Origin of the sequence: Spirosoma flavum (assembly GCF_042686045.1) — a bacterium.
Classification (GTDB): domain Bacteria; phylum Bacteroidota; class Bacteroidia; order Cytophagales; family Spirosomataceae; genus Spirosoma; species Spirosoma flavum.
This window is the reverse complement of sequence record NZ_JBHUOM010000048.1, coordinates 186,558-212,310: the sequence shown is the minus strand read 5'-3', so window position 1 is coordinate 212,310 and position 25,753 is coordinate 186,558. Positions and strand designations below refer to the sequence as shown.

Annotated in this window: 29 protein-coding genes; 10 read left to right on the top strand and 19 right to left on the bottom strand. The window is 45.2% G+C overall.

Annotated features, from left to right (window positions below; all coding sequences use genetic code 11):
- Positions 1-31: 31 nt before the first annotated feature.
- The 7 genes from ACFS25_RS29955 (at position 32) to ACFS25_RS29925 (ending at position 5,603) form a co-directional block, all read left to right on the top strand.
- Positions 32-712: an NUDIX hydrolase gene (locus ACFS25_RS29955; RefSeq protein ID WP_381508619.1), complete on the top strand. Its 681-nt coding sequence runs from the start codon at positions 32-34 to the stop codon at positions 710-712.
- 42 nt (positions 713-754) lie between these two features.
- Positions 755-1,189 carry a nucleoside deaminase gene (locus tag ACFS25_RS29950; RefSeq protein ID WP_381508617.1) on the top strand — a complete coding sequence of 145 codons (435 nt, stop codon included), beginning with the start codon at positions 755-757 and terminating at the stop codon, positions 1,187-1,189.
- Positions 1,190-1,255: 66 nt separating this feature from the next.
- Complete coding sequence (locus tag ACFS25_RS29945) at positions 1,256-2,080, top strand: hypothetical protein (RefSeq protein WP_381508615.1); 825 nt, start codon at positions 1,256-1,258, stop codon at positions 2,078-2,080.
- Between the two features lie 51 nt (positions 2,081-2,131).
- Positions 2,132-3,103 (top strand): polyprenyl synthetase family protein, encoded by a 972-nt coding sequence (locus ACFS25_RS29940; RefSeq protein ID WP_381508613.1) that lies wholly within the window; start codon positions 2,132-2,134, stop codon positions 3,101-3,103.
- Between the two features lie 104 nt (positions 3,104-3,207).
- Entirely contained in the window at positions 3,208-3,831 is a 624-nt protein-coding gene (locus ACFS25_RS29935; protein WP_381508611.1) for a rhomboid family intramembrane serine protease, read from the top strand.
- A 40-nt stretch (positions 3,832-3,871) separates the two neighbouring features.
- Positions 3,872-4,771: a LytTR family DNA-binding domain-containing protein gene (locus ACFS25_RS29930; RefSeq protein ID WP_381508609.1), complete on the top strand. Its 900-nt coding sequence runs from the start codon at positions 3,872-3,874 to the stop codon at positions 4,769-4,771.
- Positions 4,772-4,904: 133 nt separating this feature from the next.
- On the top strand, positions 4,905-5,603 hold the full coding sequence (locus tag ACFS25_RS29925; protein ID WP_381508607.1) for a DUF2306 domain-containing protein: 699 nt from the start codon (positions 4,905-4,907) through the stop codon (positions 5,601-5,603).
- Between the two features lies 1 nt (position 5,604).
- On the opposite strand, the gene ACFS25_RS29920 is transcribed toward ACFS25_RS29925, so the two are convergent.
- Together ACFS25_RS29920 and prfB are read right to left on the bottom strand one after the other, a co-directional pair.
- Positions 5,605-6,237, bottom strand: coding sequence for an SGNH/GDSL hydrolase family protein (locus tag ACFS25_RS29920; protein WP_381508605.1), 633 nt, complete (start codon positions 6,235-6,237; stop codon positions 5,605-5,607).
- 162 nt (positions 6,238-6,399) lie between these two features.
- A protein-coding gene (gene prfB / locus ACFS25_RS29915; RefSeq protein WP_381508603.1) for a peptide chain release factor 2 occupies positions 6,400-7,477 on the bottom strand; the annotation gives its coding sequence in 2 pieces (ribosomal slippage) (positions 6,400-7,416 and positions 7,418-7,477; 1,077 coding nt in all).
- Positions 7,478-7,770: 293 nt separating this feature from the next.
- Between prfB and lpdA the strand changes: the two genes are divergently transcribed.
- Positions 7,771-9,171: a dihydrolipoyl dehydrogenase gene (gene lpdA, locus ACFS25_RS29910; RefSeq protein ID WP_381508601.1), complete on the top strand. Its 1,401-nt coding sequence runs from the start codon at positions 7,771-7,773 to the stop codon at positions 9,169-9,171.
- Between the two features lie 95 nt (positions 9,172-9,266).
- On the opposite strand, the gene ACFS25_RS29905 is transcribed toward lpdA, so the two are convergent.
- On the bottom strand, positions 9,267-10,007 hold the full coding sequence (locus ACFS25_RS29905; protein WP_381508599.1) for a glycosyltransferase family 2 protein: 741 nt from the start codon (positions 10,005-10,007) through the stop codon (positions 9,267-9,269).
- A gap of 141 nt (positions 10,008-10,148) precedes the next feature.
- Between ACFS25_RS29905 and ACFS25_RS29900 the strand changes: the two genes are divergently transcribed.
- Together ACFS25_RS29900 and ACFS25_RS29895 are read left to right on the top strand one after the other, a co-directional pair.
- On the top strand, positions 10,149-11,213 hold the full coding sequence (locus ACFS25_RS29900) for a TerC/Alx family metal homeostasis membrane protein (RefSeq protein ID WP_381508597.1): 1,065 nt from the start codon (positions 10,149-10,151) through the stop codon (positions 11,211-11,213).
- A gap of 179 nt (positions 11,214-11,392) precedes the next feature.
- Positions 11,393-15,436, top strand: a complete 4,044-nt coding sequence (locus ACFS25_RS29895; protein ID WP_381508595.1) for an AAA domain-containing protein — start codon at positions 11,393-11,395, stop codon at positions 15,434-15,436.
- 33 nt (positions 15,437-15,469) lie between these two features.
- On the opposite strand, the gene carA is transcribed toward ACFS25_RS29895, so the two are convergent.
- The 16 genes from carA to rpsH all read right to left on the bottom strand — a co-directional run bounded on the left by carA (position 15,470) and on the right by rpsH (position 25,696).
- Positions 15,470-16,573 carry a glutamine-hydrolyzing carbamoyl-phosphate synthase small subunit gene (gene carA / locus ACFS25_RS29890; RefSeq protein ID WP_381508593.1) on the bottom strand — a complete coding sequence of 368 codons (1,104 nt, stop codon included), beginning with the start codon at positions 16,571-16,573 and terminating at the stop codon, positions 15,470-15,472.
- Between the two features lie 87 nt (positions 16,574-16,660).
- Positions 16,661-17,452: a 50S ribosomal protein L17 gene (rplQ, locus tag ACFS25_RS29885; protein WP_381508592.1), complete on the bottom strand. Its 792-nt coding sequence runs from the start codon at positions 17,450-17,452 to the stop codon at positions 16,661-16,663.
- 77 nt (positions 17,453-17,529) lie between these two features.
- Entirely contained in the window at positions 17,530-18,519 is a 990-nt protein-coding gene (locus ACFS25_RS29880; protein ID WP_381508591.1) for a DNA-directed RNA polymerase subunit alpha, read from the bottom strand.
- A gap of 188 nt (positions 18,520-18,707) precedes the next feature.
- Entirely contained in the window at positions 18,708-19,313 is a 606-nt protein-coding gene (gene rpsD, locus ACFS25_RS29875; RefSeq protein ID WP_381508590.1) for a 30S ribosomal protein S4, read from the bottom strand.
- 78 nt (positions 19,314-19,391) lie between these two features.
- Complete coding sequence (gene rpsK, locus ACFS25_RS29870) at positions 19,392-19,787, bottom strand: 30S ribosomal protein S11 (protein WP_093827728.1); 396 nt, start codon at positions 19,785-19,787, stop codon at positions 19,392-19,394.
- A 106-nt stretch (positions 19,788-19,893) separates the two neighbouring features.
- Positions 19,894-20,271, bottom strand: a complete 378-nt coding sequence (rpsM, locus tag ACFS25_RS29865; RefSeq protein WP_381508588.1) for a 30S ribosomal protein S13 — start codon at positions 20,269-20,271, stop codon at positions 19,894-19,896.
- Between the two features lie 2 nt (positions 20,272-20,273).
- Positions 20,274-20,390: a 50S ribosomal protein L36 gene (gene rpmJ / locus ACFS25_RS29860; RefSeq protein ID WP_046577847.1), complete on the bottom strand. Its 117-nt coding sequence runs from the start codon at positions 20,388-20,390 to the stop codon at positions 20,274-20,276.
- 84 nt (positions 20,391-20,474) lie between these two features.
- Positions 20,475-20,693: a translation initiation factor IF-1 gene (infA, locus tag ACFS25_RS29855; protein WP_009284801.1), complete on the bottom strand. Its 219-nt coding sequence runs from the start codon at positions 20,691-20,693 to the stop codon at positions 20,475-20,477.
- Between the two features lie 7 nt (positions 20,694-20,700).
- A complete protein-coding gene (map, locus tag ACFS25_RS29850; RefSeq protein WP_381508586.1) occupies positions 20,701-21,540 on the bottom strand; it encodes a type I methionyl aminopeptidase in 840 nt (279 codons plus the stop codon).
- Between the two features lie 5 nt (positions 21,541-21,545).
- Positions 21,546-22,865 carry a preprotein translocase subunit SecY gene (gene secY, locus ACFS25_RS29845; protein ID WP_381508585.1) on the bottom strand — a complete coding sequence of 440 codons (1,320 nt, stop codon included), beginning with the start codon at positions 22,863-22,865 and terminating at the stop codon, positions 21,546-21,548.
- A 32-nt stretch (positions 22,866-22,897) separates the two neighbouring features.
- Positions 22,898-23,374 (bottom strand): 50S ribosomal protein L15, encoded by a 477-nt coding sequence (gene rplO / locus ACFS25_RS29840; RefSeq protein ID WP_381508583.1) that lies wholly within the window; start codon positions 23,372-23,374, stop codon positions 22,898-22,900.
- A gap of 173 nt (positions 23,375-23,547) precedes the next feature.
- Positions 23,548-23,727, bottom strand: coding sequence for a 50S ribosomal protein L30 (gene rpmD, locus ACFS25_RS29835; protein ID WP_381508582.1), 180 nt, complete (start codon positions 23,725-23,727; stop codon positions 23,548-23,550).
- 18 nt (positions 23,728-23,745) lie between these two features.
- Positions 23,746-24,264 carry a 30S ribosomal protein S5 gene (gene rpsE, locus ACFS25_RS29830; RefSeq protein ID WP_381508580.1) on the bottom strand — a complete coding sequence of 173 codons (519 nt, stop codon included), beginning with the start codon at positions 24,262-24,264 and terminating at the stop codon, positions 23,746-23,748.
- 3 nt (positions 24,265-24,267) lie between these two features.
- A complete protein-coding gene (gene rplR, locus ACFS25_RS29825; RefSeq protein ID WP_381508578.1) occupies positions 24,268-24,621 on the bottom strand; it encodes a 50S ribosomal protein L18 in 354 nt (117 codons plus the stop codon).
- Between the two features lie 105 nt (positions 24,622-24,726).
- Entirely contained in the window at positions 24,727-25,284 is a 558-nt protein-coding gene (gene rplF / locus ACFS25_RS29820; RefSeq protein ID WP_381508576.1) for a 50S ribosomal protein L6, read from the bottom strand.
- Positions 25,285-25,297: 13 nt separating this feature from the next.
- The gene (gene rpsH, locus ACFS25_RS29815; protein ID WP_381508574.1) at positions 25,298-25,696 is read right to left on the bottom strand and encodes a 30S ribosomal protein S8; all 399 of its coding nucleotides are present in this window, start codon (positions 25,694-25,696) and stop codon (positions 25,298-25,300) included.
- Between the last annotated feature and the right edge of the window lie 57 nt (positions 25,697-25,753).

The following is a 25,753-nucleotide window of genomic DNA, read 5'->3' as shown; positions in this document are numbered from 1 at the left end:
TCAAAGACGTATTATTTTATATAATCAACGGATGAGCAGCCACAAAGAATCGCTTGAAGAGGCCCCCAAGTTTCGCTATTGGAAAAGTCAGGCAGAAGCTAATGGATTGAAAATTAATGGTGTAAAGGATTTTTACATTCGTCGTCGTCAAAATGGCGAAGTGTTGTTTGCGATGCTTGAAATAGATGCCGACACGCCCGAAGGTGACAAAATTCCACCGGCACTATTCCTGAAAGGTCACGCGGTTTCTATGCTGGTGTGTTTGATCGACAAAGACACGCGTCAGAAATTTGTGGTGTTGGTGAAACAACGACGCATTGCTGATGGCTCGCAAACCTACGAACACCCTGCCGGTATGGTTGATGCCAGCGATTTGCCTGACGAAGTGGCTGCCCGTGAGTTAGGCGAAGAGATTGGCCTGACCGTCACAGCGGGTGAACTGACCAAGCTAAATTCTCAGGTATGGCACCCCAGCACGGGTACCAGCGATGAAGGTATGCACTTCTTCTTTATTGAAAAAGAAATGCCCCGAGATGATATTATGGATTTTCACCTTAAGAATATGGGCAATCAGGCAGAATTTGAACGCATTACCAGTGTAGTTGCCACACTGCCTGAAGCGCACAAACTCATCACCAACGTCAATGGCTTACTGCTTCACTTTTTATATCTAAAGCACATTGGCGATTATGAGACAATGAAATTACTTTGACTAAACTGACCTTTTTTAGTAGCCAATTCGATAGACAATCATATGGATGAATTTATGCAGGAGGCCATTGATCAGGCCAAAAAAAGTTTGAGTGAAGGCGGCATCCCAATTGGCTCAGCTCTCATTAAAAACGGCAAACTGGTTGCGTCGGGGCACAATAAGCGGGTGCAGGAGAACAACCCGATTCTGCATGGTGAAATGGATTGCCTGAACAATGCCGGACGAGTTGGCTCATTTCGGGATACGGTAATTTACTCAACACTTATGCCCTGCTACATGTGTGCTGGGACCATTGTGCAGTTTAAAATTCCGAAAGTGATTGTCGGTGAGTCGCGGACGTTTCCGGGAACACGGGCGTTCATGGAGGAACACGGCGTTGAAGTCATTGACCTAGACTTGCCTGAGTGCATTGATATGATGAAGCAGTTTATTACGGACAAACCAGAACTCTGGAATGAAGACATCGGTGAATTGTGACAATGTACATTAGTTACCTCCACGCGTAGAATTCGTCACACGAGCCAATCGTAATTAATTGACCTTGTGCGGTTTCTGTGGCATTTTTCTCTTTTGATTACCGGTCTTTTCTATTCGCCTGAACTATGGGCGCAACGTTCCGAAATATGGCGGGAGAAATCAGGTACCTGGCTATTGAACGTTGGGGTAGGGCCAACCCGCTATCTGGGCGATTTGAATGAACAGACTAATTTGGGCCATTTGCGGTTAGGCGCAGCCATTAACGTGGCTGGTGCTTACCGCTATTCACCGCAACTTACCCTTCGCGCCGAAGCACAACTGTATTACATCCGGGGCACGCAGAAGGACACGCATCTTTCGTTTAACAACTTATCGTTTCATAGCTTGAACCCGGATATATGGGCGGGTGTACAATGGGATTTCTGGCGGGCCGACGACCGAAACCATGTCATTATTCCTTATGTGCTGGCGGGTGTGGGTCTTACCTATATGACGCCTAAAGCTACCTATAAAGGGGTGTCTGTTAGTTTGGCTCCCTTGCACACCGAAGCCGTGGCGTACAGTCGGTTACCCCTGATTCTACGCTATGGAATTGGCGTACCGATTGTATCTACCGAGCGGTTAAAATGGCATCTGGAGGGCATATATACGCATGTATTTAGTGATTACTTGGATGACGTAAGCACAGTGTACCCCGACCGAACAGGCATGGAACCATTGGCGGCTGCCTTGTCTGATCGACGACTGGAACTAGGGCAAACACCTAACGTAGCTGGTAACCAACGCGGTAATTCGAATCGCCGTGATGGGTATTTTATATTATCGGCACGGCTTATCTTCGTCATTATTACGCCATCCCAGCAGAATTACCGCCGGTCGTTTCATCGTTAGGGTTTTGAGGGCTTTTGCCGTATTTTTGGGCAGAAATCCTACCCTCGCCGAATGAGTCCAGCTATTTTCATTGATGCTCTTCAAGACGAACTTCAGTCTATAAAATATGGGCAAGATCCGCCCGAACTTTACGATCCAATTCAATACATTATGAGCTTGGGTGGTAAGCGAATGCGTCCATTACTGACGCTGCTGGGTGCTTACCTTTTTACCGATGACTGGAAAAAAGCCATACGCCCCGCCCTGGGAGTGGAGGTTTTCCACAACTTCACGCTCATGCACGACGATATCATGGACCGGGCACCCCTGCGTCGAGGTCAGCCGACAGTGCATGAAAAATGGAACGGCAATGTGGCTATTCTGTCGGGCGATGTGATGCTTGTCAATGCATACCAACTTCTTTTGAATGTGGAGGCCGACAAATTAGCTCCTGCACTGGCCCGGTTTAGCCGTACTGCCGCCGAGGTCTGCGAAGGTCAGCAGATGGACATGAATTTTGAGACCCGCTGGGATGTTTCGGAAGCGGAATATATTGACATGATTCGTCTTAAAACGTCGGTACTGCTCGGTTATGCGCTTGAATTGGGTGGCTTGATTGGCGGAGCTGACGACGAAACGAATCGGCAACTTTATGAAGGCGGCATGAATATCGGTATCGGCTTTCAACTAAAAGACGATTTGCTGGATGTATACGGCGACCCGATTAAGTTTGGTAAACAAGTGGGCGGAGATATAATCGCCAATAAGAAGACGTTCCTCCTAATAGAAGCGTTGGCTCAAGCCAAAGGCACAATCAGAGATGAGCTAATTGATTGGCTAACCCGAACGGAGTTTAGCAAACCTGAAAAAGTAAGTGCTGTCACGGCTATTTATGATCAGCTGGGGATTCGACAGCTAACAGAAACGCGTATCAACGAATACTTCACTCGTGGATTTACTAACTTCGATCAAGTCAATGCCGATTACGATCGGAAAATGCTACTAATTCAATTTGCCCGGCAATTAGTGGAACGGGAAAGCTAACAATCCATGTGATCAATGCCGTCATTGCGATAGATTATATAAATACCCTGTAAATAAGATAGCATTTGCCCTATTAAGCGGGCGCTTCTAGTCACATACAAATTATGAGCATTACTCTTATCATTATTGTTGTTACGGTTATCGTTAGTGTTGCCGCCTGGAATAACTATAGCCTGATGGACCGCTGGATTATGAATCCGTACCAAGTGGCTAGCCGAGGGCAGTATTACCGGCTGATAACATCGGGATTTCTACACGCTGACTGGGGCCATTTATTTTTCAACATGCTTAGTCTGTACTTCTTCGGTGGGTTTATCGAACAGGTATTTGGTATGTTGTTCGGCACCAACGCGGCCATTTATGTGATTGGTTTTTATTTAATTGCTATTCTGGTTTCTGATATTCCAAGTTTTCTGAAACACCGTAACGACCCCGGCTATAACTCGCTTGGAGCATCGGGGGGCGTATCGGCAATTATTTTTGCTGCTATTTTATTCCGACCCTTAACGCCTATTTATATGTATTTTATCCCAATTGGCATTCCGGGTTTTATTTTTGGGATATTATATCTGGCCTATTCTTACTACGAATCCCGGCGCGGGGCTGGCAACGTCAACCACGACGCCCACTTTTATGGGGCCTTATTTGGGGTCCTCTTTATGATTATCGTATATCCAGCGGTTGTTCCCCAGTTTTTAGAGCAAATTGCTGGCTGGCGGCTATTTTGATCCTATTGTATAGCAGAGACCATTCTGCTGTATAAATACCATGTTCCAAATACTCAATCAACCATATCCAGTAGACGACGCCTTCCCCCGACAGTTGCGGAAGGCCGTTCTAATTGGCCTGTTCGTTGGTCTGTTTCTGCTGGTATTTCAGCCGTTTGGGTTGAATCTCTGGGAGACACCTAACAAGGCAGTTAAAATACTTGGCTTTGGGGGTATATCGTTTGTTGTTACGGCACTTAATTTTATCGTCTTCCGGCAATTATTTCCTCAGATGTTTGCTGAAGAACGTTGGACAGTTGGGCGCGAGATACTATTTATAATGGTAAATATTCTGTTGATCGCCATTATGAATCGATTTTATCTGGCTTGGCTGGTAGGGCCGGGAGAAGATAGCCGGATGAGTTGGCTGAGTATGATTTCAGTTACTTTCCTGGTTGGCTTGTTTCCTGTAACGGGCCTTGTGTTATTCAGCTACATCTCTCAACTTAAAAAATACAGCCAGGCCGCAGCCGAGTTGCCGGTTCATGCTCATAACTTCGGCGGTCTTCACATTCCTCAGGATGTACAGGTTGTTCCAATAAATGAAACGATTAATAATACCGTAAGTCTCGCTGCCGATAATGAAAAAGATACATTGACAGTTTTAACCGAGGACTTGCTTTTTATTGAGTCAAGCGACAACTATTGCACCATCGCTTACCTAAAAGGTGCACAAGTAACGAAACCGCTTATACGAAGCAGCTTGAGCCGATTGGAGAAGCAAATAGTACACCCGCATATTGTTAGATGCCACCGCTCCTACATTGTTAATCTCAACCGGGTTGAGCGCGTAACAGGTAATGCACAAGGGTATAAACTTCATTTACTCTCCGGGCAGTTTGTGGTACCAGTGGCTCGCCAGTACAATGAAACGCTGGTTGCCGAACTTAAAGCTTTGTAAAGCGCCCCACCAATCATCCCACTTGTCATTTTCGTTTGTCAAACATCCCAAACGGTGTTGTTTGACCCTTTTTGATTCTGTGTTCCAGTGAGTTGCCGTAAGTTTGTCTCAACGAACAACCCCAGAAACGGCCATGAAAACACTCATTATCTCTCTGCTAATTACTCATGTTGCTACCGGCTGCATTGCCTTGCTGGTTGGCCTGGTTCCCATGTTTTCTAAAAAGGGTAGCCGGCTACACAATCGTGCTGGGTTGATTTATGTCTATTGTATGATCATAGTGGCCGTTTCTGCGCTGTTTCTTTGCGCCTTGCAGCCCTTCAAGATGATGAGACTTTTTCTGACAGGTATTGCCATTTTTAGTTTCTACTTAAGCATGACAGGCTGGCGAGCCACGAAACAAAAAAAATCTGGTCCTATGCCGTTCGATAAAGGTCTTACCTATATAACACTGCTGGTTAGCTTGGCTATGATAGGCTTTGGCGTTTACCTGCTGGTGCTAAATGGGGCATCGTTTTTCCCAATATTATTCTCCTTTTTCGGCGTATTGACGTTGATATTTGCCAGACGTGATATTCAGTCGATGGCTCGACCAACCGAGGACATGCATTGGTTCTTCCAGCATATCACCCGTATGGGCGGCTCTTATATTGCTACATTTACAGCAGCTTTAGTTACGAACACTGGTCGAATAATACCCGAAAATGCACCAGATTGGGTTGCTACAATCGGCTGGATTGCGCCTGCTGTTATTGGTGGTCTATTGATTGGCCGAACGGTTCGGTACTACAAGCAGAAGTTTAATAAGTCGAAGACATCCGTTGCTGCATAGACTATTTTTTCAATAAATCCTTCGCTATAGGCAACGCTTTCTCTGCCCACTGTTTCATCTGTTTACCTGAATAGTGAAGGCTGTCTGACGCAAACTGTGTGTTATCGCCAGTTGCTGAACGGCTAAGGGATGTGATATCGACATATGCAATCCCCGCCCTCTGACATTCATCTTTTGCAACGGCATTGAACTGGTCAATCTCGCGGGCAATTTTAGTTTTATCGCGGCCAGCCGCAAATGGTGAAGCGCCCCAATCGGGAACAGACAGTACAAAAACGTGCTCCGCTTTTCCTCCGGCGAATTTGGTTGCTGTTTGGATCAATTCCCGAAACTCAGTTCGATAGCGTTCCTGATCCTGACCTCGATACTGATTGTTCACACCAATGAGCAAGGAGACTAACCCGTAGGTCTTCTGGTTACCACTGGCTTTAATCGCATCCTGTAATTCGGCCGTAGTCCAGCCTGTATGAGCAATTATATCCGGGTCAACTACAGCCACATCATCCTTACGTAGCATACCGGCTAACTGAACGCTCCAACGGTCGGTTTCGGCCACGCTTTCACCGATAGTGTACGAATCGCCAAGGGATAGAAACGTGTAACTGGTTTGAGATACGTCTGGGATTGTGATCATATCTGGTACGGCAACGTACTAAATGTAAGCCAGTAGGAGGGAGGCAAGGAGAAAGGCGAGTTTCATGACACGTTTGTTGTTGAGTAATAAGAATGTTTACGTGTCAACTATCCAAACAGATTGAATGAAACGTAAACATTCACACATACTCTCCTACTAATTTTACTCCTGTTCCAGTAAAAACGCTTTGATGAAGGGGTCGATATCTCCGTCCAGAACAGCTTCGGTATTAGACGTTTGATAGCCGGTACGATGGTCTTTTACGCGTCTATCATCGAGTACATAGGATCGAATCTGGGAGCCCCATTCTATCTTCTGTTTGCTTGCTTCTATGACCGCACGGGCCGCGTTACGTTTCTGAACTTCAATCTCATAGAGCTTGGATTTTAGAAGCCGAATAGCTACTTCCTTGTTCATCAACTGACTCCGTTCCTGCTGACATTCGATAATCAGACCCGACGGTTTATGTTTTAGGCGTACTGCTGTCTCAACCTTGTTAACGTTTTGACCGCCAGCCCCTCCCGATCGAAACGTATCCCAATCAATATCAGCCAGGTTGACGTCAATCTGAATGGTATCATCGACCAGTGGATAAGCATATACGGAAGCAAAGGATGTATGCCGCCGGGCATTAGAATCGAAGGGGGAAATGCGCACTAAGCGGTGAACACCATTTTCAGACTTCAGGAAACCGTATGCCAGTGGACCATCTATCTCAATCGTTGCTGATTTAATGCCCGCCGTATCGCCATCCTGGTAGTCTACCTGCTTTAAGCCGTACCCGTGCTTTTCAGCCCAGCGCATGTACATGCGATAGAGCATGTCAGCCCAATCCTGACTTTCGGTGCCACCTGCCCCGGCGTTGATTTCGAGAACTGCGCTAAGCTGGTCCTCCTCATTGCCGAGCATTTTTTTGAGTTCGAGGTCTTCGAGGGTAGTCGAAACTTTACCACCTTCCTCATCTACTTCTTCTTCGGTTACGTCGCCTGCTTCGTAAAATTCAAACAACGTTTCGAGGTCGCCGAACTGGCTGCTTAATTTTTCGTAACTGATCGTCCAGCCTTTCAGTGTGCGAACCTGCTTCATTATCCCTTCGGCACGGGCCGCATCGGTCCAGAATTCTGGCTGGAATGTTTGCTGTTCGAGTTCAGCTAATTGTTCTTTCTTATTATCGTAGTCAAAGATACCCCCTTAGGGCCTCTACTCTGGCTCTCAAGTCGGTCAACTGGTCGGTTGTCATGAACTTGTCGTACGTGTTAATTTATATAATTACGGCAAAAAGACCGAACATATCGGCTCTTTAAGCTTACAAAGATAGAACAAAACAAAGCGGGTTTTCGGCTTTAATTGACCGCACAGAATCAGGAGCGTCGGCTAGCTGAACTGGTCCTGCTACAAACCTCTGCAACTTGGTAGCTCTGGCAACGGATGGCTGATAGCCCGTGCATGGCCCAAATCAACTTTTCGGTCTACCTTTGTGTTCTCTAATTACAGGCATTATACATTTTTCATTATCATTTTCCATAAAAACTAATGGCTTCACAGTACGATGTAATCGTTGTGGGTAGTGGACCGGGTGGCTACGTAGCCGCTATCCGGGCGTCGCAGTTAGGGTTGAAAACAGCCATTATTGAGCGCGAAAGTCTCGGTGGCATCTGTCTGAACTGGGGCTGTATCCCAACTAAAGCCCTGCTGAAATCGGCGCAGGTCTTTGAATATATCAAGCACTCTGCCGACTATGGTATCTCCATTTCTGGTGAATCGAAAGCTGATTTTGGAGCCGTTATCAAGCGGAGCCGGGGCGTTGCCGACAGCATGAGCAAGGGCGTTCAATTTTTGATGAAAAAGAACAAAATTGACGTTATCAACGGCTTTGGTGAAGTAAAACCCGGCAAGAAAGTAGACGTAACAAGTGCCGACGGGAAAGTTACTGAATACGAGGCAAAGCATATTATCATTGCTACTGGAGGACGTGCTCGTCAGTTACCGAATGTGCCCATTGATGGCAACAAAGTAATTGAGTACCGTAAGGCTATGTCGCTCGAAAAACGGCCCGATACCATGTTGGTTATTGGCTCTGGGGCAATTGGCGTCGAATTCGCCTACGTTTACGCCAGCATGGGTACGAAGGTGACCATTATTGAGTTTTTGCCAAATGTTGTGCCGGTTGAAGATGAGGACATCTCGAAAGAACTGGCCAAGCAGTACAAGAAAATCGGTATTGACATCTACACAAAATCCGAAGTAACGAAAGTTGATACCAGCGGTAGCGGCTGCAAAGTATTTGTGAAGACGCCAGACGGTGAAAAAACGTTTGATGTTGACATCGTGCTTTCGGCAGCGGGTGTTGTAGCTAATATCGAAAACATTGGTCTGGAAGAACTGGGCATAACGGTTGACCGGGGCAAAATTGTGACCGATGATTATTACCGCACCAACGTTGAAGGGTACTATGCCATCGGCGATGTGACAAAAGGACAGGCATTGGCGCACGTAGCCTCGGCTGAAGCAATCATTTGCATCGAGAAGATTGCTGGTTTGCCACACGTTGAACCCCTGAACTACAACAATATTCCGGGATGTACTTATTGCACCCCCGAAATTGCGTCGGTTGGTTATACTGAAAAAGCCGCTCGTGAAGCTGGTTATGAACTTAAAGTTGGCAAATTTCCCTTCTCCGCTTCGGGTAAGGCTAAAGCAGCCGGCGTACCCGAAGGATTCGTAAAAGTTATTTTCGATGCTAAATACGGCGAGTTTTTAGGTGCTCACTTTATCGGTACGAACGTAACGGAGATGATTGCTGAAGTTGTGGCTGCCCGCAGGTTAGAAACGACCGGTGAGGAAATTTTGAAAACGGTTCACCCCCACCCGACCATGTCGGAGGCTATTAAAGATGCTACCGAAGCAGCCTACGGCGAAGCAATTCACTTGTAGTTTGTGTAGAAATAAGAATTAAATCAATTGCCGCCAGTCTGAAACGTAACTAGTTTTAGGCTGGCGGTAGTTTTTAACGGGTTCTTGTAAAGCAGTTATTTCAAAACCTTCCAGTGTATCAGCCCGATTTTTGTGAAAAAATACAAAACGGAAGTTCGTAGAACGCCCAAGCCGTAAATCGAACTGCGTCGAAAGTTAATAGATGAGGCTTCTTCAAAATACTTGGTGGGACAGGTGACCTCTCCGATCTCGTAGCCCTTGTAGAAAATTTGAGCAACGATCTCGTTGTCAAAGATGAAATCGTCAGAATTATGGGTGAAGTCCAGACTGCGAAGCACCTCGCCCGAAAACGCCCGGTAACCTGTATGATATTCAGAAAGTTTCTGATCCATAAGCACATTCTGCGTGAGAGTCAAAAATCGATTAGCAATGTATTTATACATTGGCATGCCTCCTTTCAATGCTCCCTTTCCCAAAATACGCGAGGCAAATACAACCGGATAGAGCCCATTGCCGATAATTGAAATCATGGCTGGCAGCAGTAATGGTGTATACTGATAATCGGGGTGGAGCATAACAACAATATCCGCGCCCAATTCCAGTGCTTTGGCGTAGCAGGTTTTTTGATTACCACCATAGCCTTTATTTTTATCGTGCCGTATAACGTGCCGAATGCCTAACTGCTGAGCTACATCAACGGTATTGTCGGGGCTGGCATCATCTACCAAAATAACGTCATCTACAAGGTCAAACGGAATTTCCTTATACGTTCGCCCCAACGTTAGAGCAGCCCGATAAGCAGGCATCACGACAATAACTTTTTTACCATTAAACATAGGGCGAAATTAATGGGTTGCTAGCAGTATGCCAATTATTTGCCGCATGAAGCCAAAAGCTTCACTAGATTGGGCGTAGATTTGTCGAATAGTCTCAATTTTCTGGCGCACTGGTACTTATTTTCAACCCGCCTTACTTATATGTTTTCCAACGAAACCTTATTTTTTTTAGCGTTCGCGGCTTTTGTTCTAGTTATTATGGCGGTAGACTTAGGCGCGTTTTCCAAGCGTAAAAGCCACGTTGTTCAGTTTAAAGAGGCTGCTATTTGGAGTGCTATTTGGGTTGCTTTATCAATTGGCTTTTATTTTTTTCTTCAACGTTTTGGCTATCTCGTTCATGGTATCGATGATATGCCCCGGCTTCAGGAAGTTCGTGACCGCTACGCTGACCACGTTGAACTTATACCAGGCAATTTTGCGGCTAGTCTAGCCCGCTTTCAGGCAAATATGTCGCTTGAATACATCACTGGCTATTTAGTAGAATACTCGCTATCAGCTGATAACATTTTCGTATTCATTCTGATATTCAACTCGTTTGGCGTTCGGGAGCGCTATTACAAAAAGATTTTGGTTTGGGGTATTCTTGGTGCCATCGTTCTGCGGTTTGTTTTTATCTTTCTGGGGGCCGCTCTCATTCAGCAGTTCGAATGGATTATGTACCTGTTCGGAGCTTTTCTGGTTTATACGGGTATTCAGTTGTTTTTTCAAAAAGACGAAGACGAGAAAATCGAACCAGCCAACCATCCGGTGGTGCGAATTGCCAGTAAGTATTTGAATGTCTACCACCGCAACGTCACCGACAATTTTTTTGTCCGTACAAAGGCAGACCAAAAATTATTTGTAACACCTTTATTTCTAATTGTGATTGTCGTGGCCTTCACCGATTTAGTGTTTGCTGTCGACTCTATTCCGGCCATTTTCTCGATTACAAAAGACCCATATATCGTGTTTTTCTCGAACGTGTTTGCTATTATGGGCCTGCGCTCAATGTTTTTTTTTCTATCTAGTATTATGAATCAGTTCCGCTTCCTGAAAGTGGGCCTGGCCGTATTACTAACATTTATTGGCGCTAAAATGCTGGCTGAACACTGGCTGGCTGAACAGGGATTTAAACCAGTTTATTCTCTATACATTATTGTTGGTATCTTAAGTGTGAGTGTTCTGGCGTCGTGGCTGATACCTGAGAAGAAAGAATCTCAGGTTTAAAGAGACTTAGTTCATAACTAGTATATGCCATCAATGAGGATTATAAATCAAATTGATAGGGAGCGATTCAACCGTAAACAGTAGTGGTAGTCAATTTGTGGATTTCCGGAGTAGATAGCCAACGCGTATAATTTCCGCTTGATAAGCGTTAGTTTTGAGAAAGAGACTTCGATTTTCAAATGACGTTTGCGCTTACTACCGTATTAAAAACATTCCGCCGACGCTTAACTAACCTCAGCAGTCGTAATCGGTCTCTATTATTAACAACGTTGCCTGCCGGGCAATTTCTGGATCTGCACGAAACAGATTTTCTGATTAATAAACCTTCCTTCACGATTATCGCCGACCTTATAGGCCGAAAATCATCGGTACTGTTGTGCGAAGTACTCGATGCCCGACAGGAACGTAGCAATGAAGTTAGTCGCAAACTCCGGCGCATTGACCGAACATCCCGATTTATTGAAGAAGAGCGTGGTACGGAGGATTTGTACGTAGGCTGGCCGTTTGTACGAGGGAAATTTCTGGATGATACTGTCATTCATGGCCCATTACTATTCTTCCCGGTACAAATTGAGCAACAGGGGAAATTCTGGAAACTGACCCGCCGGGGAGACGAACTGGCTTTTCTAAATCCAACGTTAGTCGTAGCTTATGGCCAATTCAATCAGGTTAAATTGGCCGACGAGATCGTAGAAAAAACAGTAGATGATTTTGATCGGGATTCACTCGTTTTTCGCACGCAACTCTATGAATGGTTAAAAACCAGCTCCCTTGAAATAAACTTTAATCAGGAATTATTTGCCGATAAACTCCAGTTTTTCAATAAGCAATCTGCTAAAGATCTTAGCCAGCTCGAACGCCCTGGCGAATTAAAACTTTATCCTGAAGCTGTTTTAGGCATTTTCCCACAGGCAGGTTCGTTTCTGGTACCAGATTATAATGCGCTTATAGAAGAGGAAAGGATAGCCGCTATTCAGAAAGCATCAATTGGAGGGGAGAAGGAAGAAGGGATAGAAGATCATGTAGGAATTCAATCCGTACTTCTGTCCTCCGAACATCGACCCGGACCCATCCCAAATTCCGGACCGGCTCTTTTTCTTCCTGAAAAAAATATTCATACGCCACTCCCGATGGATGCGTCGCAGGAAGCGGCCCTGCGAGTAGTGAAAGCGGGGCAGTCGCTGGTTGTGCAAGGGCCTCCCGGCACCGGTAAATCACAACTCATTGCTAATTTAATGGCCGATGCGGCTGCGTCAGGAAAGCGAGTTTTGCTGGTATGTCAGAAACGAGCTGCGCTCGATGTTGTTCAGGAACGCCTTCGGGGAGTTGGTATGACACCTTTTTTAGCTCTAATTCATGATTTTCAGAATGACAGGCGAGCCTTATTTGCTCAGATTGCCAGTCAGATTGAGCAGATCGAAACCTATCGTCAGCAGAATAATAGTCTGAATGCCGTACTTCTCGAGCGCGATTTTGATGTAGAAAGCAATCGAATTGATGAGACGGTTGCGGACTTGCAGATGTTCAAAAATGCCTTGTTTGACACGAGTGAGTGTGGTGTATCGGCTAAAGAGTTGTATCTCACATCCCCTGCTGCCGACACTAATCAACGGACTATTGACTTGGATGATATTTATCCACACTTCCATTTTGCAAATGTGGATAACTTTATTCGCCGACTGACTGAATTAGTCGCTTATCAACAACGAGTAGGGCCGCAACATTTATGGGCAGAACGTGTCAGTTTCGCGTCATTTACAAATGCTGATTTAAGTAAAGTCGATCAACTTATTTTGCGTTGGGGTCAACTTCGTCAAACGGCTGCTGATCAAAAGACTGCAATATTGGGTCGTCCGCTTTCGCTACCTGAACTTTTGGAGTGGCAGGTACACGATTGGGAAATTACGGCACTTCTGACCCTGCTTAAGGCTCCCGATGCTACTGTTCTATGGTCTATTGTCAATCAATTACGCCAAATACCCAATCATCCCGCGTTGACAACTGACGAAATTCGCCTTGAACAACTGGCTGATATATGGGAAGAAACATTGGTGTCTCCTGGTCCGGAAACGTCGCTCCCGACGACCGAACTGCGGGCATTTCGTGATTTACTCACCGATGCATTGACTGCTCGTTCATCATGGGCACGCTGGAATTGGTGGCAATTGACAAATGCTGGCAAGGTACAATTACTGCAAGTAATCAATGCTAACGGTCTAACCTTATCGGAGCAGGATTTGCAAACGTTGGTAACTAAAGTTAATCAGAGGATTCGACTAGAAGCCATACGCCATGAAGTTCAACCGTTGCTGGCGGAATTGTCGCTTTCCGAAGTACCGTATAACATTCGGCTCTTACGCCGGGCACAGCACATAGTCGAACGTTTGAAGGATAGTAAACCAGTAAATCAGTTACCTACATCCTGCTGTCTAACATCTACGCGATTCACCGAAGTTGTAGTGGCCCTTCTTGCGCTTAGTGCAACTGTAGCAGAACAACGGGATAATTCACAAACATATCTTACAACGTACCAAATCGATCAAATTTGGGAGGATAAAGCCTATGAAAGTGAACTACGTCTGGCCGTTCGCCAGGATTTCGACTTGCTGATTGAAGCCGACCGTATACAGGAAGGATTTTCTACGCCTGAAAAAGCTGTTATTGAACGCTTAATTAATATCGATGTCACAAACTGGGTTGCCGTCTTCCAGGATAGTCTCCGCACTACCTGGCTTAACCATATTGAGCGTCAGCATCCTGAGCTTCGCAGTGTATCATCGCTTAAAATGAGTCAACTAGAGCAAACGTTACAGGAGAGCATTCGGCGGAAACAACGCTTAAGTGGTGATATTTTGCTACTTAAACTCCGAGAGCAGACGTACCGAAACTTGACATTTAACCGCTTAAATAATGTGGTGACGTACCGCGATTTACTGCACCAATCGACCAAAAAGCGGAATGTATGGCCGGTTCGAAAACTTATGGAATCCTTTGCCGATGAAGTATTCAAACTGGTACCATGCTGGCTGGCGTCGCCTGAGTCCGTATCGGCTATGTTTCCATTACAGGCCGGTTTATTCGATTTAGTCATTTTCGATGAAGCATCGCAGTGTTTTGCCGAAAATGGAGTTCCGGCAATAGCGCGAGGTAAACAGATTGTTATTACGGGCGACAACCAGCAACTTCGCCCCAGTGATCTTTATCAAACCTATTTGGACGATGCTGAACTTGAGGATGAAACTCCGGCTGCTCTTGAAGTTGAGTCTCTTCTCGAATTAGCAGCCCAGCAATTGCCACAGGTGTCACTGACTGAGCATTACCGCAGTCGCTCGCTCGACCTGATTACGTTTTCGAATGAGCATTTTTATCAAAACAGGCTGTCTGTGTTGCCACATTTCGATGAGGTTAACCGCAAGGAGCCTGCGATTCGGTACATGAATGTAAAAGGCGTATGGCAACAAAATACTAATCCCACTGAAGCGGAAGCTATTTTAGTACTGCTCGATCAAATAGCCATCGAACTTCCAGGACGATCTATAGGTATCGTGACCTTTAACCATCCGCAACAACAGTTGATTCAAGATATGTTAGAAGGTAGTGTGGCTGGAAAGCCGCAGCCCTCTGAAAATCAACGAACTTATCCAACCTCCCTGTTTGTCAAAAATATCGAAAATGTACAAGGTGATGAACGTGATGTAATTATTTTTTCTGTTGGTTATGCTCCTGATAAACATGAACGTTTAGCCATGCAATTTGGAAGTTTGAATATAAAAGGGGGTGAAAATCGACTAAACGTCGCTGTAACGCGGGCGCGAGAACGGATATACGTCGTCACAAGCCTGTGGCCTGAACAATTAACGGTGTCCGCTACTGCTAACGAAGGTCCGAAACTACTCAAAGCATATCTTTCCTACGCGCTCGATGTAGCTCAGGAACGTTTTCAACCGATACCTAAATCACAGCTGATGCTGCCATCTGGTACTTTATTGAAAGGCAAATTGGAAGTTCAGCACCCAAATTGGCTCACCGAACTCCCTTTTGCCGATCTAACAGTTAAAGCCGATGACAATGCATATCAATCGCTCGTTTTAACTGACGATGATGTTTATTATCAACAAACACTCAAGCAGGCACACGCTTATTTGCCGATAGCCTTACAGACCCGAAAGTGGACATTTCAGCGAGTTTGGAGTCGGGAGTTCTGGCGAAGAGGAATAGCATAAAAAAAGCCTGAGTTTCCTCAGGCTTTTTTTATGCTATTCTTTCATCATCCCAACAAACTGGTCGAACAAGTATCGGGAATCATGAGGCCCTGGCGAGGATTCGGGGTGATATTGCACCGAAAACGCTGGTTTGTCCTTTCGACGAATGCCTTCAATAGTTTTATCGTTCAGGTTGATGTGCGTCAACTCAACGTTAGGATGGTCCATCACTTCTTCCGCACGGACAGCAAAGCCATGATTTTGTGAGGTGACTTCACAATGGCCAGTAATCAGGTTTTTAACCGGATGATTGAGACCTCGATGGCCATTATGCATTTTATACGTTGATATACCGCTGGCCAATGACAGAATTTGATGGCCCAAACAGATGCCAAACAATGGAGTTTCTGTATCCAACGCTTGTTTCACCGTCTCTACCGCATAAGGCATAGCCGCTGGATCGCCGGGACCGTTAGCGATGAAATACCCATTGGGTTTCCAGGCAGCCAAATCAGCATAGGGCGTTTTTGCTGGAAACACTTTACAAAAAACACCCCGTTTGTGGAAGTTGCTCAGGATGCTTCGCTTGACGCCCAAGTCCAGCACGGCCACGCGCAAATCAGCTTCAGGGTTGCCGGATTCATAAGCTTCCGGCGTACATACTTCCGACGAAAGTTCAAGGCCGTCCATATCGGGCACCTTCCGCAATTCGGCAAGTAAGATAGCTGGATCTAGGATTTCTGACGAAATAATGCAATTCATCACACCTTTTGAGCGAATGTAACGCACTAACTGTCTAGTATCTACACCGTGAATCCCGACAATACCGGCTCGTTCAAAATAATCCTGTAAGGAACCATCGGCTGTATAGCGAGAGTGGATATTCGAGAAAAAGTTACAAACCATTGCCCGAATTTTTACGCCACCTGATTCTTGTTCGGCATTATTCAGTACCCCGTAATTACCAATATGCGAGGTGGTGTTGATAATTACCTGGCCATAATATGACGGGTCTGTGTAAATCTCCTGATAACCGGTCATACCTGTATTGAAGCATATTTCACCTCCGGCTGTACCAATTTTGCCGAGTGCCAGGCCTCGGTATACGGTCCCATCTTGCAAAACCAGTAGGGCTTCAGGTTGCTGCGTATGTTTCATGTATGCGCTTTGGCTAAAAAGACTAAAAAAAAGGGCTAACCATTTAGGCTAACCCGTTTCTATATGATGTGTTTGTAAATCACTACGTTATTCTTTACCACCTTTTAAACGGTCCTGCAAAGCTTTCAGTTCGTCCGACTTACCATCGCGAGCTAAAGCTGCCTGTTCGTTCCAAGTAGTAGCGTCGTGTGTGTTAAAGCTAGAACCTGCATCGACTAATACTTGCTGAACAACTGCATCTTCAGCATCTGCCAACTGAGCAAAGGTAGTAATACCCGCATTGTTTAGCAATTCAGCGATTTTCGGACCTATTCCTTCAATGATTGTCAGATCGTCGGCAGCGGCTGATACAGTTTCAACGGGCGCTTCATCTTCAACAACTTCTGCAGAAGGTAATTCAACTGTTTCCGCAGTGTCAACTGGTGTTGCGTCTGTGGCCGAGCGAGCTCCCGTACCCCGACGGCTACGACGTGTTTTCGTAGTGGCAGTTGCTTTGTCTGCAGCAGCAGCAAGCAACAGTTCGTTAAAGTCCACGAGTTCAATTAAGCAGGTTTCGGCATTATCACCCAACCGGTTACCTAATTTGATGATTCGTGTGTAACCGCCCGGACGGCTAGCGATTTTGTCAGCTACCGTTCCGAACAATTCCTTCATCGTTTCTTTGTCATTCAATGACCGAAACACCATGCGACGATTATTGTACGTGTCGTCTTTGGCCCGAGTCAAAATCGGCTCCACAAATTTGCGGAGTTCTTTTGCCTTCGCAAGCGTAGTTTCAATACGCTTGTGCAGGATGAGCGACGACGCCATGTTCTGCAACATCGCTTCGCGGTGCGAATGTGTCCGACTTAGGTGGTTATTTTTTTTACCGTGTCTCATTATAGTAAGTGTGTGGTTCGTAGTTTGTAGTCTGTAGTTACCAACTGTATACTACAAACCACAAACCACAAACTATCTTAATCTTCGTCTAATCTGTACTTAACGACGTCCATACCGAACGTCAAGTTCTTTTCAGCAACTAATTGCTCAAGCTCCGTCAATGACTTCTTACCGAAATTACGGAACTTCATCATATCCGAAATTTCTAACCGAACCAGATCACCCAATGTCCGAACGTCAGCCGACTTGAGGCAGTTGTAGGCGCGAACTGATAAATCTAGATCAGCAAGCGACGTTTTCAGAAGTTTCCGCATGTGCAGTACTTCCTCATCCACTACATTTTCCTCTTCCGGTTTAGCCGTTTCAAACGTCATCGTCTGATCTGAGAACAACATAAAGTGTTGAATCAGAATATAAGCGGCACCTTTCAATGCTTCTTCCGGATGAATTGACCCATCCGTTTCAATGTCTAACAGCAACCGCTCATAGTCAGTTTTCTGCTCAACACGAGTATTCTCAACGCTATACTTTACGTTTTTAATTGGTGTGTATATAGCGTCAATAGGAATATGACCAAAAGGCAACTCGTTAACCCGTGGTTCATCAGACGGGACATAGCCCCGACCTTTTTCCACGAAAATTTCCATTTCTAAATCACGGGTATCATCGATATGGCAGATTTCCAATTCTGGATTCAGCACCTCGAATGATGGCGAGAATTTAGATATATCACCGGCTCTAAGAACCGATTGTTTCTTTATATTGACGGTGATCTTGTTGTCGATCATGTCGTTGATCTTCTTAAATCGAACCATTTTCAGGTTCAGAATGATCTCTGTCACATCTTCAACGACACCCTCAATTGATGAAAACTCGTGCAACACACCCGGAAATTTTACGCTAGTAATGGCGTATCCTTCCAGAGATGACAGCAAAATACGCCGAAGCGCATTGCCTATTGTTACACCGTATCCTTTTTCAAGGGGTTTGAATTCAAACACCCCGTGAAAGTCGTCAGCTTTCTCCACTACGACTTTGTCGGGCATTTGGAACGCTAAAATTGACATACGTTTCGTATTTTAAAGCAGTTCTCTGCCTTGGCGTGAAGACTGAAATAGTGTTTACGGTTTTCAGGTCTTCGATTATTAGTACTCTTGCGGAGTAATGATCGGCTTTCAACTGAAAACTAATCATCCTTTAACCGTAAACTATAAAAAGGTGGCAGAACCAAATTAAGGTATCTGCCATCCCAAAATTATTTCGAATATAATTCGACGATGGCTTGCTCGTTGAAGTTTTCTGGAATTTGGTCGCGTTCTGGATAGCTAATAAACTTACCTACCAACTGCTGACCATCCCATTCAACCCAGTTGTATCGCTTAATATTACGAGCGGATAAACTTGATGCAACGGCTTCCAACGATTTTGACTTTTCACGAACGCCGATCAATTGACCTGGTTTCAATGAATACGAGGGAATATTTACCACTTCGCCATCAACAATAATGTGCTTGTGAGATACTAACTGACGAGCAGCCCGACGTGAGGATGCAATTCCCAGACGATAAACAGTGTTATCTAAACGGGCTTCACACAATTTAAGGAGGTTTTCACCTGTAATTCCTTCCCGAACTTGTGCGCGATGGAATAAGGCCCGGAACTGACGTTCCAGAATTCCGTATGTGTATTTTACTTTTTGCTTTTCAAGCAACTGGAGTGCATATTCGGACTGTTTCCGTTTACGACCCCGACCATGCATACCCGGTCCGTAATTTTTCTTTTGGAGCGCTTTGCTCGGGCCCATAATTGGCTCACCGAACTTGCGCGAAATTTTGGCCTTAGGCCCTGTATAACGTGCCATTCTTCAATGAATGAATAATTGTGAAACATTGGACAGACACAACCTAATGTCACCTGTCCCTATTCATGCCATCCGTAATTATACGCGACGACGTTTTGGCGGCCGACAGCCATTGTGCGGCAACGGAGTGATGTCGCGGATGGTTGTCACTTCAATACCAGAGTTTTGGATAGTACGGATAGCCGACTCGCGACCTGACCCCGGACCTTTCACAAAAACTTCTGCCTTCCGCATACCTAAATCATGGGCTACGGCAGCACAGTTTGAAGCTGCCGTCTGCGCGGCATATGGCGTGTTTTTCTTAGAGCCACGAAAGCCCATTTTACCCGCTGACGCCCAGGAAATAACCTGACCGTTCATATTAGTGATCGAAATGATGATGTTATTGAACGTAGCCCGGATATGTACCTGACCAACGGGTTCAACAACTACCACCCGCTTTTTCGCCTTGTCTTTGCGTTTTGCTTGAGCCATTGTTTTTAGGTAATCGTCAATGTGTCACCGTTTATCATTACTTGTTATCCAATAGTAAATGTTAGATAACCTCAAATGACCCGTATGACGATGAGCGACCGATTAGTTATTTCGTTACTTTCTTCTTGTTAGCAACTGTCTTACGCTTACCTTTCCGAGTACGGGAGTTGTTTTTTGTATGCTGACCACGAACTGGCAACCCTTTTCGGTGCCGTAGACCCCGGTAGCAACCAATGTCCATTAACCGTTTGATACTCAACTGCACTTCTGAGCGCAACTGACCTTCAACCTTGTACTCGTTCGAGATAGCGTTACGTACAGCACTAGCTTCGTCATCCGACCATTCACTGGCTTTTTTATCTACGCTAATGCCAGCGTCAGTCAAAATCTTTTTCGCCCGGCTGCGACCAATACCGAAAATGTATGTAAGCGCAATTTCACCACGCTTCTTGTCTGGAATATCAACACCTGCAATACGTGCCATACTTAGCCTTGTCTTTGTTTATAACGGGGATTCTTTTTGTTAATCACGTACAGCTTTCCCTTCCGACGGATCACGACGCAGTCTTCACTACGCTTCTTGATTGACGCTTTAACTTTCATGATTCCTGATTCAGTTTTTGCTCGTAATTTATATTTGAGTCTTTACTTTCATTGATACAAACGTCAGATATAAATTACAAACCGTTATTTGTACCGGTACACAATTCTTGCCTTGCTCAAATCGTAAGGCGACATTTCCAATTTCACGCGGTCTCCGGGCAAAATTTTGATGTAGTTCATTCGCATTTTGCCAGAGATGTGAGCAATCACTTCATGCTTGTTTGCCAGTTCAACCCGGAACATTGCATTCGATAATGCTTCTAAAATCACACCGTCCTGTTCTATAGAATTCTGCTTTGCCATGTTCGCTTTAGGCCGCTATAAGTTCCTGTGTTTCAACCATCAGGCTCGTGTTTGCGGTGACTGCTTCTATGTATTCAAAGGTTGTCAGAATTTCGGGCTTCCCTTTTCGCACGGCCACTGTATGTTCAAAGTGGGCCGAGGGCTTACGGTCAATAGTCCGAATCGTCCAGCCATCACGTTCTTGTACAACGCCTTTCTTACCGAAATTAATCATTGGCTCAATCGCCAAAATCATACCTTCTCGTAATTTAGGACCCTGTCCGCGTTTACCATAGTTCGGTACTTCGGGAGCTTCGTGCAAATCCTGACCAACGCCATGACCAACTAATTCCCGCACTACTGAATAACCGAATTTCTCCGTATACGTCTGAATGGCATAACCAATATCGCCAACCCGGTTGCCCTCTATTGCCTTTTCAAGACCAATATATAGGGATTCCTTAGTACGAGTTAGCAACCGACGCACAGCCGGACTAACCTCGCCAATAGGGTAAGTATAAGCGCTATCACTGTGATAACCATTCAATTTTACACCACAATCAATTGAAATAATATCACCATCGCGGATTTCGGAGTGGCTTGGAAAACCATGCACAACTACATCATTGACAGATATACAGAGCGAAGCAGGAAACTTATTATACCCTAAGAACGACGGAGAGCCTCCATTATCCCTAATAAACGTTTCTGCTACTCTGTCAAGTTCCTTCGTGGCTATACCAGGACGGATAAGCTTTGCTACTTCAGCGTGAGCTTTTCCGAGCAACTGCGCACTGATTTTAATTAAAGTGATTTCCTCATCACTTCTGATAAAAATCATTTTATCCTTTTTGTCGGAACTGCTCATATTAATTAAGCGGCTACTGTTTCACTAGTAGTGCGGCCCTGTACACGACCTGATTTCATCAGACCTTCATACCGGCGCATTAATAAGTAACTTTCAACTTGTTGCAGAGTATCAAGTACTACACCAACCATAATCAGCAATGACGTACCACCGAAAAATTGTGCGAAACCACTGGTCATGCCCAATAAATTCGCAATTGCTGGTAGAATCGCTACAATACCCAGCATAACTGCTCCTGGCAGTGTAATTCGATCTAGTACAGTTCCAATGTATTCCGAAGTCTGAATACCTGGCTTAACGCCTGGAATAAATCCACCGCTACGTTTCATATCATCAGCAATCTGAACGGGGTTAACCGAAATGGCCGTATAGAAGAATGTAAAGATGATAATCAGTAAGGAAAACAGCAGATTGTACTGCCAGGTCGTATAGCTCTGAAATGCATTTTGTACGCTAGCAGCAAAATCGCTTTTCTCGGCAAATAAGCCTGCAACGTATGTTGGGATAAACATCAATGCTTGAGCGAAAATAATCGGCATAACACCGGCTGCATTCAACTTCAGGGGTAGATATTGACGCTGACCACCAACTACTTTGTTACCTATAACTTGCTTAGCATATTGAATTGGGATTCGTCGAACAGCTTGCGTTAGAACGACAGCACCCATGATCACAAAGAATAGGCCAACTAATTCAAGTACAAAAATCAAACTACCACCAGTACCACGCGATAACGCTTCTCCATAGATAGAGCCTGGTAGACGCGATACGATCCCAATCATAATAATCATTGAAATCCCATTACCAATTCCTTTATCTGTAATTCGTTCGCCAAGCCACATACAGAAAATGGTGCCAGCCGTTAGAATAAACAGGGATGAAATGGTAAATAACCCGCGGTCAATCAATAACGCTTCCGCTGGAATTGTTGTACGAACATATGTAATTGCCTGTACAGCCGTTACACCAATCGTAAGTACTCGCGTAATCTGATTCAATCGTTTACGCCCTGACTCACCCTCCTTCTGCATTTTCTGGAAGTAGGGGAGTGCCAACGTAAGCAATTGAATAGCAATCGAGGCCGAGATATACGGCATGATGCCCAAAGAAAAAATTGATGCTTTACTGAAAGCCCCTCCTGAGAAGGTATCCAATAAACCAAGTAATCCTTGCGGATTGAAATTCAATTTATTCGGGTCAACGCCGGGCAATACAATGGCCGACCCAAGACGAAACGCTGTAATGAACAGCAATGTGTTCAGGATTCGACCCCGCAACTCGTCAATTGCAAAAATATTCTTAAACGTGGTGATGAGTCGATTCATAAAAGTAGGTCTGTCTTTACCTTGCTCACAACTTAGTTAGCTGCTTCTTCTTTTACATATTTGGCAGGCACAATAGCCTTACCACCCGCTTTTTCGATAGCCTCTTTCGCGCTGCTCGAGAAAGCGTGGGCATGAACTTCAATAGCGGATGTTAGTTCGCCCCGGCTCAATATCTTAACAAGATCTTTTTTGCTAACCAGCCCATGCTGAAGCAGAAAGTCCATATCAACTACAGTGACGTTTGTTTCACTAACCAATGCCTGAATGGAATCCAGGTTAAGAGGCTTGTATTCGACGCGGTTAATATTTTTAAAACCGAACTTTGGAACCCGACGTTGAAGCGGCATTTGGCCACCTTCAAAGTGTGGTTTACGACTATAACCTGAGCGTGACTGCGCTCCTTTGTGGCCACGTGTGGACGTTCCGCCCATACCTGACCCCTGCCCGCGTCCGACTCGCTTGCGCTCTCTGACGGAACCTTTTGCCGGTCTAAGGTTGCTTAAATTCATGTGATTTGTTAAAAGAAAGGAAATAGTATAAGGTCAACAGTGATTCTGATCTGTTTTCACTTGTACTACTGCTTTTATCAATATTTAGTATGTAAAAAATGATTCTTTTGGCCCTTCAATATGTCTCACGCTGAGTTATGACAGCCTGAAAACCAAAAGAATCGCAAAGATACTTAAATTTCTTCAACCTTTACTAAGTGCTGCACCTTATTGATTGCACCTTTCAACGCGTCGTTGTATTCTAACTCGACACTACGATTGATTTTGCCCAAGCCCAAGGACTTGATTGCATTTTTCTGAGATAGCGGTCGTTTAATGGTGCTGCGGACCTGTGTGATACGTACTAGTGCCATGTCTGTTGCTCCTTTTGATTAACCGTTAAATACTTTTGCCAAACTTATCTGACGCTGGAAAGCTACCTGATGGGGTAACCGCATTTTTAAAAGCGCGACAAGTGTAGCCTTTACTACGTTGTGAGGATTCGATGAACCCTTAGATTTAGCAAGGATATCATGTATACCAGCCGATTCAAGAACAGCTCGCATAGCACCTCCAGCAATCACGCCTGTACCAGGAGCGGCTGGTTTTAGCAGGACAAAGCCACCGCTAAATTTACCTTCCATTTCGTGGGGAACTGTACGCTTTAAAAGTGGGATCTGTACCAGATTCTTCTTTGCGTCTTCTACTCCTTTGGCTATGGCATCAGTTACTTCATTGGCCTTACCCAATCCATAACCAACGACACCGTTACCGTCGCCGACGACGACAATTGCCGAGAAGCTGAACCTACGACCACCTTTCACCACCTTCGCTACCCGGTTGATGGCTACAACCTTTTCTTTCAGGTCGGCTTCGTTAAATTTTGTCGGTCTTGCTGCGTTCGTGTTCATTGTTTAGAACTTAAGGCCTCCCTCGCGGGCTGCATCGGCCAATGCTTTTACTTTACCATGATATAAGTAGCCATTGCGATCAAACACAGCTAGGCCGATGTTTTGTGCAATTGCTTTTTCGGCCAATCGAAGACCTACTTTCTTCGCCGTTTCGACGGTGTTTCCATCAGCTTCGCTTTTCAACTCAACTGATGATGATGCTGCAATTGTGCGGCCAGCAATGTCGTCGATGAGCTGCGCGTAAATCGCTGTGTTAGAGCGAAAAACTGACAAACGGGGACGTTCTGCTGTACCCGATACTTTTGCTCGGATGCCAAACTTAATTCGCTGTCTTCTTACTTGTTTATTCGTTGCCATGTTATTTGATTCCGACCAAATAGGCGATTGTTAGTTTGTGGTTTATAGTTTACTAGTTGCAGTTGGCACGTAAATGCAAACCACCCCCAACAAACTATAAACTGTTTATTTTTTAGACGAAGATTTACCAGCTTTCCGACGAACTTGCTCGCCAATAAAGCGGATACCCTTGCCTTTATAAGGTTCAACTTTACGAAGCGAACGGATCTTAGCCGCTACATCACCGAGAAGCTGCTTATCCGACCCTTCAAGATATACTTTTGGGTTTTGACCTTTTTCCGTTACAGCCGTTACTTTAATCTCTGTTGGAACCGCTACATACACATTGTGTGAATAGCCAAGTTGCAATTCGAGAACATTGTTAACCACTGAAGCTTTATAACCAACCCCAATTACTTCGAGATCGAGTTTGAAGCCTTCACTCACACCTTTTACCATGTTGTTTACCAACGAACGGTATAGTCCGTGCAGAGCTTTATGACGCTTCTGCTCCGTAGGGCGGGATACTTGAATTTGACCGTCTTCAATTGCTACCGAAATGTCCGGGTCAACCGATTGGGTCAAGGTGCCTTTAGGCCCTGTCACCGTTACGACGTTTTGTGCGTCGACAGACAACGTAATGTTGCTTGGCAGGGCGATGGGTTTCTTACCTATGCGTGACATCGTTCAGTTCGGATTAATAAACGTAACACAATACTTCTCCGCCGACGTTCAGCGTCTTAGCTTCCTTATCCGTCATTACGCCTTTTGAAGTCGAAATGATCGCGACACCCAAGCCATTCAGGATACGCGGCAGATTATCAGCACCCCTGTACTTACGCAGACCTGGACGACTAATGCGTTGCAAGTCAACGATAGCAGGTTGCTTCGTTGTTGGGTTGTACTTCAGCGCAATCTTTATGGTGCCCTGTGGAGTGTTATCGTCGAACTTGTAGTTCTGGATGTACCCTTTTTCGTACAAAACCTTGGTAATTTCTTTCTTTATGTTGGAAGCAGGTATCTCCACAACCCGGTGCTTGGCCCGGATGGCGTTTCTAACGCGGGTCAGAAAGTCTGCTATTGGATCGGTATTCATTCTTAGCGTTGCGTTACTTGCAAACCCCTGTTTTCGAGGAAGTTCGCAAAATTACGG